Origin of the sequence: Variovorax sp. ZS18.2.2 (genome assembly GCF_024701975.1) — a bacterium.
Classification (GTDB): Bacteria; Pseudomonadota; Gammaproteobacteria; order Burkholderiales; family Burkholderiaceae_C; genus Variovorax.
Window position 1 is genome coordinate 59,299 of record NZ_JANLNM010000015.1, and the last position, 11,830, is coordinate 71,128.

At 63.9% G+C, this 11,830-nt stretch carries 11 protein-coding genes; 10 read left to right on the plus strand and 1 reads right to left on the minus strand.

Going from position 1 to position 11,830, the window contains the following annotated elements; all coding sequences use genetic code 11:
• The first annotated feature begins 26 nt into the window (after positions 1-26).
• The 9 genes from NU688_RS32980 (at position 27) to NU688_RS33020 (ending at position 10,238) form a co-directional block, all read left to right on the plus strand.
• On the plus strand, positions 27-503 hold the full coding sequence (locus tag NU688_RS32980; protein WP_257865170.1) for a toxin co-regulated pilus biosynthesis Q family protein: 477 nt from the start codon (positions 27-29) through the stop codon (positions 501-503).
• On the plus strand, positions 500-2,440 hold the full coding sequence (locus NU688_RS32985; RefSeq protein WP_257865171.1) for a hypothetical protein: 1,941 nt from the start codon (positions 500-502) through the stop codon (positions 2,438-2,440). Before NU688_RS32980 ends, NU688_RS32985 begins: the two co-directional genes overlap by 4 nt.
• Before the next feature lie 13 nt (positions 2,441-2,453).
• Positions 2,454-3,794, plus strand: coding sequence for a type 4b pilus protein PilO2 (locus NU688_RS32990; RefSeq protein ID WP_257865172.1), 1,341 nt, complete (start codon positions 2,454-2,456; stop codon positions 3,792-3,794).
• A 25-nt stretch (positions 3,795-3,819) separates the two neighbouring features.
• Positions 3,820-4,308 carry a hypothetical protein gene (locus NU688_RS32995; RefSeq protein ID WP_257865173.1) on the plus strand — a complete coding sequence of 163 codons (489 nt, stop codon included), beginning with the start codon at positions 3,820-3,822 and terminating at the stop codon, positions 4,306-4,308.
• A 170-nt stretch (positions 4,309-4,478) separates the two neighbouring features.
• Positions 4,479-6,191 (plus strand): GspE/PulE family protein, encoded by a 1,713-nt coding sequence (locus tag NU688_RS33000; RefSeq protein ID WP_257865176.1) that lies wholly within the window; start codon positions 4,479-4,481, stop codon positions 6,189-6,191.
• A gap of 14 nt (positions 6,192-6,205) precedes the next feature.
• A complete protein-coding gene (locus NU688_RS33005) occupies positions 6,206-7,300 on the plus strand; it encodes a hypothetical protein (RefSeq protein ID WP_257865177.1) in 1,095 nt (364 codons plus the stop codon).
• An 80-nt stretch (positions 7,301-7,380) separates the two neighbouring features.
• Positions 7,381-7,986 carry a type 4 pilus major pilin gene (locus NU688_RS33010; RefSeq protein ID WP_257865178.1) on the plus strand — a complete coding sequence of 202 codons (606 nt, stop codon included), beginning with the start codon at positions 7,381-7,383 and terminating at the stop codon, positions 7,984-7,986.
• A 45-nt stretch (positions 7,987-8,031) separates the two neighbouring features.
• On the plus strand, positions 8,032-9,720 hold the full coding sequence (locus NU688_RS33015; RefSeq protein ID WP_257865179.1) for a hypothetical protein: 1,689 nt from the start codon (positions 8,032-8,034) through the stop codon (positions 9,718-9,720).
• 26 nt (positions 9,721-9,746) lie between these two features.
• A complete protein-coding gene (locus NU688_RS33020; protein ID WP_257865180.1) occupies positions 9,747-10,238 on the plus strand; it encodes a hypothetical protein in 492 nt (163 codons plus the stop codon).
• Positions 10,239-10,357: 119 nt separating this feature from the next.
• On the opposite strand, the gene NU688_RS33025 is transcribed toward NU688_RS33020, so the two are convergent.
• A complete protein-coding gene (locus NU688_RS33025; RefSeq protein ID WP_257865181.1) occupies positions 10,358-10,564 on the minus strand; it encodes a hypothetical protein in 207 nt (68 codons plus the stop codon).
• Between the two features lie 105 nt (positions 10,565-10,669).
• Here NU688_RS33025 and NU688_RS33030 point away from each other — a divergent pair, with 105 nt between their 5' ends.
• Entirely contained in the window at positions 10,670-11,794 is a 1,125-nt protein-coding gene (locus tag NU688_RS33030) for an Ig-like domain-containing protein (RefSeq protein WP_257865182.1), read from the plus strand.
• Positions 11,795-11,830 lie beyond the last annotated feature (36 nt).

An 11,830-nucleotide genomic window follows, 5' to 3' on the forward strand; every position in this document is an offset into this window, starting at 1 on the left:
CCTTACACGAAACGCACGGAGATTCAATGAAACAGACGCTTGCCATGCCCCTCACCGTCGGCATGTTCATGCTGATATCGGCCGCCACCGCTTTCGCCGCGCCACCGGCAAAGACGCCCACACGACAAGACGAGCCGGACGTTGTCCTCGGCAGCTCGTCCAGGGCCATGGCGATCGGCCTTAAGAACAAGGCGGCCGGCACGCCAGCGACGGCGGACGGTCCACAGCGCTGGACCGTGGAAATCAAGGACGTCAACCTGGCCAACACATTTCAGCGCTGGGCTGGTTCAGCCGGCTGGAAGGTTCGGTGGGATGCCGCCAAGCACGTCATGGTCGAGGCCCCCGACACCGTGACAGGGACCTTCGAGGAAGCCATCGAAGCGCAACTGTCCTCTCCCGGCATTGCCACGAGCAGCTACCCGCTTGAAGTCTGCTTCTACCCCAACACCCCTCCGCTGGCCCGCATCACGCGCAAGGGCGAACAAACCCAGGAATGCAAATGAACAGCAAGAACCGCCAGTTCGTCCCCCTGTCTCGACTCGGGCGTTTCGCTCTTTCGTGCGTCGGCGTGATCGCTATCCCGGTCATTGTGGCTGGCTGCGCATCGTCGGGCCAGGTCTTCAAGGAAGGCGCTGTCGTGCGCGAGCAGACATCGGCCGTCAATCGCGGGACTCGCCAGGAGCCCATGGTGTTCGATGAACGTTCCGTGGGCTCCACGGGCTACGCGGACGCCAAGGCCGCCTACGCGCAGAACATGCCCGTGGCGCGGCGCGCCAAGCGCGCCTGGATCGGCGCACGGATGATGGCAGTGCAAAGCGACGAGGTGCTGCCGCCGATCTTCTCCGAGTCGTTCAAGATGAACTTCGACGACCGGGCGAACGGCGGGCGTGTTTCCATCGCCGTCATCGCCGAGCGGCTCAGTCGAATGACGAATGTGCCGGTGCGGGTCAAGGCCGATGTCTATGCGCAGCTGCCAGGGAATAGCAATGGCGCGGCCGCGGACACACCAGGCATACAGCAACTGGGCATCGCGCCGTTGCCGGGTGCGCCACTTGCCTTGCCCCCGCCACTGCCCCTGCCTCTGGCACTGCCGCCATCGGGCGGTGGGAAAGCGCCGGCGGCCGCGTTGGGCACATCAGGTGCTCCGGGCGCCTCGCCATTGACGCCCCTGCCTCCGGGTCTACCAGGGTTTGCTGCAGCGCCCGGCACGAATCCGTTCCAGCCGAATTTCCGGCAGCCCGTCACTGACGTGAACAGCGTCGACATGCAGTGGAACGGTTCGCTGGCCTCCTTTCTGGACCATGTGACCGGGCGGCTGAATCTGAGCTGGTCCTATCGCGATGGCGCCGTGGTCATCGAACGCTACATCACCGAGAACTTCGAGCTCTCGGCGTTCGTGGGTTCCCAGGACTTCAAGATGACCATCGGCAGCACCACGTCCGGCCAGACCGGCAACGAGGGCAACAGCGGTGGCGCGAACACCGCGATGGATGTGAACGAGTCTGGAAAAATCGCCATCCTCGAATCGTTGCGCAAGTCGATCGAGGCCATGGTCAAACCCTCGGGCGGCGATGTCTTCCTGAGCGAAGGCTCCGGCCGCTTCACTGTCACAGCCACTCGCGATGTCATGGGACGCGTGCGCGAAGTACTCAAGCACGAGGACGCATCGATGATGCGCCAGGCGCACATCCAGTTCGACATTTACAGCGTCACCACGAAGAACTCGGACGAGCGAGGCGTGGACTGGGCGCTGGTCATGAACAACGTGGCCAAAACCTGGGGCGCCAGCATCAAGTCGCCGACCGCCCTGGGCGGGAACCTGGGCGGCAACATGAGCTACACGATCCTCGCACCAGCCGAAGGCACCGCGGGCTCCGACTCGCAGCGGCGCTTCGGCGGCAGCTCGGCGATGCTCAAGATGCTCCATGACCTGAGCGACACCGCACAGTACCGCCCGGTCTCGATGATCGCGTTGAACAGGCAGTGGGCGCGCAAGACCAACCTCAAGAGCGATGGCTACCTGTCGGAGACGACGCCGGCTACCGCGTCCTCCGTCGGCTCGGGGGCCCCTGGTCTGAAGACCTCTTCCATCGTCACCGGCGACAAGTTCATGGTGCAGCCGGCCATCCTGGACAACGGCGCCATCTTGCTGAAGTTCGGCATCTCGTTGACCGAGCTGCTGAGCCTGTTCGAGGTCACGGCCGGTACCGGGCAAACCTTCCAGCGCGTGCAGGTTCCCGTGACCTCCGGTACCGACGATCAGACGACTGTGCGCCTGAACCCTGGCGAGCTGATGGTGGTCACGGGCCTGTCGCGCCGCTTGTCTTCCGGCGGCACCAGAACCCTAGCGGACGGCGTGCCGATCGCCGCTGGTGGCAGTCGCACGGCGGGCTACACGCGCGAGGACTTCTTGATCGTCGTGCGCGCCGTGCAACTCTGAGCGGAACCGCAGCATGTCCAGCAACGTTGTCTACACGGCTCCGGGGGGCAAGCCGATTTTGATTGGCGGCCTCGAGTGGCGGCTGCTGCCCGCCGTGGTCAAAACCGGGGAGCTCGACGCGAGCATCCGGGAACTGGCGGGCGACATCGCGGCCCGGCACCTGGCACAAGCGGTGTCGAGCGTTCCCGAGGAGTTGCGCGAGCGTGGTAAAACCATCCTCGTCAAACGCGGCAAGGTCGGCTTCTATCTTCCGCCCGAGGGCGAATCGCTTCCCCGCGGTGCGCATTCCCTGGCAAGCGCATTCGCCACCTGGAGCGCAGAGCACAGCAAGGCGCTCCTGAGCGTGCGCCTGGCCGACGGCCGATGTGCCGTCGTAGTCGTGATCAACGGCTTGCCGGTGCTCGACAAAGTCGAGACCGACCACAACGCGGCATTCGATCTTGCATCGGCGTACCTTAAAGACGACATCTCCGTCTTCAGCGACGACGTGGTGAGATATCCGGGCGCCCTGGTCCACCAGGATCTGCTGGAGGCGATCGGCCATGCCGCCGGCAAGGACAGCGTCATCAAGGCCGTCCCCGTCAACGTGCGCAGGCTGGCCATCGCTGCATTCCTGGTCGCAGGCTTACTGGGCGGTTTGCAGTACTGGATGCAATGGAAGAAGGAACAGGAGCGCCTGGCCCTTCTCGAGCGTCAGCGCGAAGCCGATCCAGTGCCCAAGTACCTCAATGCTTTGGCGGCGGCGCGTCAGGACGTCGGCATCCAGCGCGAGGCCATCAAGGCGGGGATCGATTTCGCCATGCGCGTGCCATTGAGCCCCGAAGGGTGGAATGCCTCGCGCATTGGATGTGCGGCCCATGCTGGCTGCGAAGTTCTCTACGCCCGCACCACCGGAACCTTTGAGGGTTTGGCCAAGGCCGTCCCGTTCCTCACGCTGGTGCCGGCCGAGGCCATCGACCTGAACCAAGCACGCATGACGTGGAACCAGCCGCTGGCCACGGCCGCCCTGAATCCGGAGACGCAACTGCCGGCGATGACCGCCTTCGTGCAGGGCCCCGAGGCTTCGAAGCTGCAGGACTGGCTGGTCGCGGGTCTGTCGATCCAGCTCACACCGCAGCAGTTGTGGCCACAGGCCGAAGGGGTGCCGGCGAGTTTCAAGCACCCCGCTGCTCTCGCCACGGGCAAGTTCGATCTCGATGCGATCCCCCTGCCCCAACTTCAGGAAGCCGTGGCAACGGCGCCCACCAACGTGAGCTGGACGGCCTGGAGCATCGAGATCGGCGATGCCAAGCAAGAACCTCTCGCGCGTGCCAAGGGGCGCATGACCGGAAACTACTATGTCACCAGCAATTAACCAGCACCACGATAACCCTCACCGGGTGCCATCGGGCGTCATTGCCACGATCGCTGCGGCCATGGCCTGCGCGGCACTGCTCGCATGCCCCGCCGCCGGCGCGCAAACGCTCGGCGAACTCGCGGCCGTGCAACGCGCCAAGCAACAGGCCGAGTTGCTCAAGAGCCAGAAGGACCTGGCCGACGCCCAGGCCGCCGCGACCCCGAAACCCGAACGGCTCGAGCCGACGAAGGTGGAAGCAGAGGAGACGAAAGCCGCGACACGTCGCGCGGCGCTTGCCGCGAGACCCAAGATCGTCCTGCACGCGCTGTACGCGCGCAACGGAGTCTGGGTCGCGGAACTTGCGTCGGGCCAAGGACTTGCGCTCGCACTCGTCGGCATGCAGGTCTATGGCAATCGCATCTCCGCGATCGACCAACGCGGATTGGTACTGTTCAAGCCCTGCACCGCGCAAGACGCGAGCGAGAAGTCGCGTTGCGGCCAGCGCATCCTTGTCCTTGGCGAAGCCGTCTGATCATGCGCTGGTTCTCTAGAAGAGACTCTTCCCCACACTCGCACGACGAGGCCAGGGGCGATGCACGCAGCGTGCCCGCTACGAAAGTACGCGCGCATGCCAAGGCCCCGCCTCCCGCGAATCGCGATGCCCCTGGCGAAAGTCTTGCTGCTGACGTCGATCATCGCGTCGTGCAACTGCGTGAATCGCGCGGACCCGGCGAACCATCCGATGCTGCTCGCGCGATAGCCAAAGGGAAAGCCGATGAGGCGCCCGGAAGTTATCGCACTTACGCCGATGTCCCCAAGTTCCTCGGCGTGATGACGCTCGGGGAGCGACCTGTCGTGCAACTGGTCAAGGCCGATCACGATCAGGTGGTCGTGATCGAGCTGGCCGGTCGCAGCGCGGTGATCGTGCACGCCGGCGCGCAGCAGGCACTGCTGGAATCCATCAAGGGAACGCTGCGGGGCAAGGCCTATACGGTGGCGTTGCGTTCCGCGCCCGCATCCGTGATCAAGGAAATCCATGTGGCCGGCGGCAAGGCGACAAGCGTACCCGCGGCCGCGCGCCATTTGAGCCCGTACATGCAGGCGGCCGACGAGTGGATCCGCTACGCCGTGGACAACCGCGCATCCGACATCCACCTGGAGACGCACGGCTCCAATGGCGAAGTGCGGTTTCGGATCGACGGCGAGGTGGAGCCCATGCGCACGGCCAACGGTGGCCACTATCCGGCCAACTTCATCCTGGAGTGCATGGCCTCGCTCTACAACAACGATCAGGAAAAGAAGTCGGGTTCGGATTCACTCTTCGACGCGGAGAAAAACCTGTACTGCATGGTGCCCTACAAAGAGATCCCAGGGCATTCCCTCAAGCTGCGATTCCAGTCCACCAAGGGCAACGAAGGTCCCAAGGCGGTGCTTCGGATTCTTCCCGTGGGAGACGATCAACCCACACGAACGTTCGTGGAACTGGGCTTCGCGCCCTCCCAGATCGCGTTGCTGGAAAGCGCGATGGAGACGCCCAGCGGCCTGATCTGCGTGGCCGGCGTCACGAACTCGGGAAAGACCACGATGTTCAAGAGCTTCATCGAGCTCAATCCCGCCACGCCGACAAGCAATGTGATGACGATCGAGGATCCGGTCGAGTATCCCATCCGGGGCGCGCACCAGTATCCGATCCAGCGCGATCTGTCCAACCCGCAGGAATCCGCCAAGCGCTTCTCCGAAGTCATCTCGGCGTACATGCGCATGGACCCCGATGTGGTGATGGTGGGCGAGATCCGCGACAGGCACTCGGCGAACGCCGCCCGCCAGATAGCCCAGAGCGGGCACATGGGCTTGGGCACCGTCCACGCGCACTTGCTCTCAGGGATCGTTCCGCGTCTTGTCGATCCGGAGATCGGCATGACCCGCTCGGTCCTCACCGCCCCCAACATGTTGACGCTGCTGGTCTACCAGGCCCTGGTGCCGCTGCTGTGCCCGCATTGCGCGATGACCAGCGTCGAGGTCGAGAAGGATCGACGCGTCACGCAGATCATGGCGAACGTGCGAACGCTGGGTCAGAGCGCGGGTGCGCTTCGCTGGAAGAGACCGGGTGGATGCCCCGCATGTCAGGGCAGGGGGACTCTCGGACGCACGGTGGTCGCGGAGATGCTGATGCCCGACGAAGACTGGCTCAAGCACATCCGCGAGGAGCGGGACACCGAGGCGATGGAGGTCTACCGCGCCAGTCGCACCAGCCGCGACCTGATGGACCCCGACATGACCGGCAAGACCATCTTCGAGCACACGCTGCACAAGGCCCTTCACGGCCTGGTCGACGCCCGCAATTGCTCTGCATTCGATACATGGCCTCGCGTGATGTCCAGACACGAAGTGAACGTGCGTCGTTTAGGCACGTAAGGACAAGAAGCATCATGAACTTCAACCGACTGCTCTTCAGGCTCTATTGTTTTCTCTGGTCTTTCGAGCGGGCCAATTTTTACCGTGACCTGGCCGACGCCCTGAAACGAAAGGTCGGCATCCGCGACTTCTTCGAGCGCCAGGCCTCCAATGCACGTTTGCTGCGAAACACGACATCGTTGCGCGTCTATCAGGCCATGTCCAAGCGTCTGGCCAGCGGCCAAGGCAGCTCGCTCTCGGACCTGATGCGCGGCATCGCTCCGGCATCGGACCAGCTGCTCATGCGGGCCGTCGACGATGCGGGTGCCAGGAAGGTCGAGGCCCTGAACGTCAGTGCCGATGCCGTGGAGTTTCAGCTGCGTACCCTCAAGACCGTTCGCTTCGAACTGATGGTTCCCCTCATCGCCATTCCGCTCGTCGGCGCCCTGTGCGGCACCACCTCGACCATCGTGGTCGGCATCGCAAAAGAATCGCCCCCCGAGATCTGGCACGGCTACAACGGACTCGTCCGCTGGCTGGCCGAGACCATCAACGCGTATGCGCTAGTCATCGGCATCGCGACAGTCGCGGCCGTTGCAGTGTTCATGAACATGCTGCCGCGGTGGATCGGAAGCGGGCGACTGCGAGTGGAGTCGTGGCCTGGATTTTCTCTCTACCGCGACTACAACGCGGCGGTCGTCCTCACTTCGATGTCCATGATGATCCGATCGGGCAAGACGCTGCGCGAAGCGCTGGAGGCCATGCGCGCGAGCGCCAGTCCTTGGTTGAGATGGCATCTCGCGCGGATCGTCCGCTCGATCGAAGACAACCCGACGGACTACATCGCGGCATTCGGTCGTGGGCTGATGCCACCGACCGTGAGGGCCAGGCTGGCGAGCCTGCTCGACTCATCGAGTTCGTTTGGCGAAGCCCTCGTGATGCTGGGAACCAGCGAGATCGCGACGCTCGAAAACCGTGTCTCCGTCTCCGCCAAAACCGTGAACTGGTCGCTCACGGGCTTCTTCCTGTCCATCGCTGTGGTTCTCTCCCTCGGGACGATGACCATAGCTTCGGCGCTTTCCGAAGAAGCCTCGCCCACGCGCATGTTGCAGCGAAGTACGCAGCACTGATCCTTGATTCATACAGCTTTCTTTTTGTTCATGCCGATCGGGGAATCGTCCCCATTTTTTAACCTAGTGGAGTCATCCCAATGTTCTCGAAGACCAAATCCTCTGCTCAAAACAAGCAGCCACCCACTCGCCAATTCGCCCGCCGCATCGGCTCGGCCGCCCGCCAACGCGGCGCCAGCATCATCGGGGTGTTGCTGGGCCTGGTCATCACGGCCGCCGTCTCGGCCGTGCTCTACAACCTGTACACCGATTCACAGCGCAAGGCCCGCATCGAAGCCGCCCAGGCCGAGATGACATCCATGATCGCCGGCTCGCAAAAGCTCTACGGCAATGCCAACCAGTACGGCGCGGTCACGACGGCCATCGCGATTCAGTCCGGCGTGGTGCCCGGGCGCCTGCGCGTGCCGGGAACCAACACGGCGCAGAACCGCTACAACGGCGCCATCACCTTCACCCCGACCACGATCACGACCGCCAATGACGGGCTGATCCTCGGGTATGCAAACGTGAACCGCGAGGATTGCCAGGACCTGGTGCTCGGCATCGACACCCTCGCCCGTCGGATCGCCGTGGGCGCAACGACGGTCAAGCCCAACGACGCGCCAGTGAACGTCGCCACGATGTCGACCGCGTGCGATGCCACCGCAACCGTGGCGCTGAACATCGCCTTCGGCCGCGGTCAGTAACTTCACGACTGCTCACTGCGCAACCGCTTCAATCTGGACCGATCCATGAAAAAACTCCGTGTCCCGCGCGCGAGAGCCAGGCAGTCGGGTGTTTCCATCCTCTCGGTCCTGCTCTCGCTGGTCATCATTGCGACCATCACGGCCGGCCAGATCGAAGCGAGGCAACTGGAGCAGCGCGTGACCAGCGGCCGGCTCCAGGGCGATGTCCTGAACCTGATCAAGGACGCCGTCAACAACTACACGATGGAGAACTACCCGGCACTGCAGATGAACCTGCCCGTCGCCAAGGCGGGCACGACGCTCGCCGCCGGCGCGACCAACGGCCAGAGCTTCGCGCCGACCATCGCGAACCTGGTCTCGATGGAGTACCTGCCAGCTGGTACGAGCGCGGTTGCGCAGCTCAACAGCGGGGTGTACCGAATTGTGCTTTCGCGGATCCCCGCGGGCTGCACCGGTACGGCATGCAACATCTCCGGCGCCGTCTACATCGATCAACCCATCCGGACTCCAGGAACCACGAACATCGCTGGCGTGCCGGTAGGGGCCATCATCGAGAAGGTGGGCGGCGACGTACTCGTTGCAATGGCCACGAATCCCGGCAATCTGGTGGGGATCAACGGCATGACATTGCCGAACCCGTTGGGCACATCCGAGGGTGTCGTGGGGGCGCGCGTGGGCTTTGGCGCCAGCGGCTTCGGACGCTTCCTGGTCCTCAACGATCCGCGCGACCCGAATTTCCAGGGCAACCTCACCCTTCGACAGAACCTGACCATCGGCGGTGCCTCGACCTTCAACGGGCCTGTGACGGTCAACAACACGCTCAAGACGACGGGCGCGGTCGACGTCAACAACTGCATCCGGCTGCAGCCCGATGGTCGCGGCGGGTTCAACTGCCTGGACCCCAACGATTTGCCGCCAGGCTGGGCCGGCGGCGTGCGGGCCACCGATGTCGTGGCCAGCGGCAGCGTCATGGCCTCCGACAATCCGGCCGGCTGGTCGCCCACCGCGCCCGGCAAATGGACGGTGATCACGCGGGATGCGACCGAGGCCTATGTCCAGACCTCCGGCCGGGTGGCCGCGAACCGCCTCATCCCGACGGGCATCTATGTGCCGGGCTCCGCATGCAGCGAGCCTGGCGCGGTCGGCCGCTCCAGCACCGGTGCGACCGGCGTCATGTGCTCGAACTCGATCTGGACACCGCTGGCCACCGTTGCGGCCGCGGGCGGCACATGCCCTGTCGATGGACAAGGCGCTGTCGATGCGCAAGGCCGGCAGCTCTACTGCTTCAACGGCACCTGGAACCTCATGCAGGACTTCCTGCCGCCGGCAACGCCCGGCGCTGCCTGCATCCAAGCGGGCGCGCTCGGTTACCAGATCCCGATCATCGGCTCGGGCTCCACGGCCAGCGTCTGCCGCGCGAACCCCACGGGGGGCGGCCTGCGGTGGTTCCGCATTCAGGACATCACGACGCACCTGACCTTCGTGACTGCCTATGAGGTGACCCACGGATCGGATGTGCAAAAGCCCACTTGCGCTGCGGCGCCAGGTCAGACATCGACACCGATCCCATATCTGCAAGCGAAGGTCGAGTCCAGCCCGGACGGCGGCTTCGCGCGCTTCACGATCGACCAAGGCGCCTCCTGGCTGGTCCAGCTCACCAACGGCGCCGGCGGCGCGCTCTCGGCCACGCCCTCGGCCAGCGCAATCCTGCAGATCTATTGCAACGTCCTTTGAAACCAGAACCCAAGGAGTGAATCGAGATGAAATCAAACCGCGCATCGAACAGAGCCGCGCCGCGCCGCGCCCTCGTGCTCGCCGTAGCATCGTGCTTTGTAGTCGGCAGCACCTTCGCCCAGAGCCTTCCGGCCAACTCGAGTGATTCCGGTCGACGCGCCGTCGTTGCGATCGACCAAACCTCGATCAACAACAACATCAAGAATGTTCAAAACACCGCGAACCATGCGGTCAATCTGACAAACGGTGCATCGGGCACAGCGGCTCAGGCCTTGAGCGTGGCCAACCAGGCACTGAGCGCTGCAAACAACAACGCGGGCGGCCGAGTCGTAGGTCAGTTCGATTGGAACAACTGCTCCATTTATGCCACGGGTTGCTCAAGAGCAAAGGGGCTTTGCATCACTGGTTTCCCCATTCCACCGTGGCCGTTTATCCCGACCGATCTATGCCCTCCTGGATCCGGTTACTACGGCAATTGGGGTCATACCGATGGAGAGGCGCCTGGCGGTCCCATCTAGACGGTGGCGATTCTGGCTGCCAAGCCTCGTGTCGATCGCGTACACGAAGCTGGCCACGCGTGTCGGCGTGCATCAGGAGCGGATCGTCTGGTCGACAGCCCGCAGACCGACTCCATGCGCTACAGCGGTTTCGAGGGTCCCTTCGCACGCTCGATGAGCCTTCGAAGCCAGGGCATGCCGAACTCCTCGATCTTCTTCCAATGCGCCGGCTTCAGGCGCATCGCGCGAAGTTCCAGCTTTTCCTCCGGTGGCGTGGGCGGACGTCCTCGTTGTTTCTTGTCTGGTTCCATGTGCATCAGTATATGTTCTACAAAAACAGCTTGCATCGCTGTATTTGTTGTTCTACATTATTTGAACCGGCAACGGTCATCGGGCAACCCATCAGTCTTTCAATCCCTGTTTCAACAACCACTCAATCGGAGGATCGCATCATGCAAAAGAACCTGGAAAAAATCGTGACTCGGGGTTCCCGCCATCGCGGGCTTTTCTCCTCATACTGGTCCTTGGTCACGGCAACGATGTGCGCCATCGCAGTGACCGCGTGCGGTGGTGGAGGTGGCGGGGGAGGCGCGGGCGGGATGCCTGTTCTCCCACTGCCCGTCACTCCGGTGGCGACACCGACACCGACACCGGATACGCCCTCATCGACACCGAGCACGATCGTGGCCAGTGTCCCCGCGGCAACCTACTCGGCTGGCTCCGAGGAAGACGCGGCGTTCAAGCTGTTGAACGCCGAGCGCGCACGGTGCGGTTTTGGCAAGCTTGCTCAGAACGGCGGACTCGATGCCGCCGCGAAGGGCCACGCCGACTGGTTGATCAACAACAACTACGTCGGGCACAACCAGGTCGCCGGCACGCCGGGCTTCACGGGCGTCACCCCTGCGGATCGCGCGGCCGCAGCCGGCTACAAGGCGGCCAGCGTGACTGAGGAGCAAACGCTCATGTCCGGTTCGGCTTCACTTGCGGGCCGGGGCGTCTTCAGTGTGAGATCCTTGCTGTCGGCGCCGTACCACCTGCTGGGCATGGCGGGCGGATACCGCGATGTCGGGATCTCGATCCGCGGCAGCGACGATCTGGGAACGACCGCCACGCAAGGCGCCCGGACTGTCGAGCAGTTCGAGCTGGGCTTCACAGAGATAGCCGGCGCGCAGGAGCCCTCAGGCGATCAGGTGTTGACCTACCCCTGCGCCGGTACATCGGGCACTTTCTTCGAGTTGGTGAACGAGACGCCGAGTCCGGTGCCAGGTCGGGACCTGATGGCAAGCCCGCTCGGACATCCCATCCTGGTAGCTGTCCGTTCGGGAAGCGCACTCGCGGTGACGTCGGCAAGCCTTGTGACTGCCAGCGGCAACACGCCCGTGACGTTGCGAGCGACGGTGACAAAGGCCAACGATGTCAACGCGCGCCTGGCCGGGCATCAGGCCCTGCTGATTCCCGATGCCGCACTGACGCCGAACACCGAGTACACGGTGAAGATCACCGGCAAGAACGGCGCGCAGGAGTTCTCGAAGACGTTCAACTTCACCACCGGCGAAGGCACGGGCCGCACCCGCTGAGGGTGCGTCCCAGTTTGCACAACAGAGAGGTGATCC

Bases quoted from the DNA above. Each gene is read 5' to 3' on its own strand.
- NU688_RS32980 (WP_257865170.1), top strand. From the start codon at position 27: ATGAAACAGACGCTTGCCATGCCCCTCACCGTCGGCATGTTCATGCTG.
- NU688_RS32985 (WP_257865171.1), top strand. From the start codon at position 500: ATGAACAGCAAGAACCGCCAGTTCGTCCCCCTGTCTCGACTCGGGCGT.
- NU688_RS32990 (WP_257865172.1), top strand. From the start codon at position 2,454: ATGTCCAGCAACGTTGTCTACACGGCTCCGGGGGGCAAGCCGATTTTG.
- NU688_RS33005 (WP_257865177.1), top strand. From the start codon at position 6,206: ATGAACTTCAACCGACTGCTCTTCAGGCTCTATTGTTTTCTCTGGTCT.
- NU688_RS33010 (WP_257865178.1), top strand. From the start codon at position 7,381: ATGTTCTCGAAGACCAAATCCTCTGCTCAAAACAAGCAGCCACCCACT.
- NU688_RS33015 (WP_257865179.1), top strand. From the start codon at position 8,032: ATGAAAAAACTCCGTGTCCCGCGCGCGAGAGCCAGGCAGTCGGGTGTT.
- NU688_RS33020 (WP_257865180.1), top strand. From the start codon at position 9,747: ATGAAATCAAACCGCGCATCGAACAGAGCCGCGCCGCGCCGCGCCCTC.
- NU688_RS33025 (WP_257865181.1), bottom strand. From the start codon at position 10,564: ATGCAAGCTGTTTTTGTAGAACATATACTGATGCACATGGAACCAGAC.
- NU688_RS33030 (WP_257865182.1), top strand. From the start codon at position 10,670: ATGCAAAAGAACCTGGAAAAAATCGTGACTCGGGGTTCCCGCCATCGC.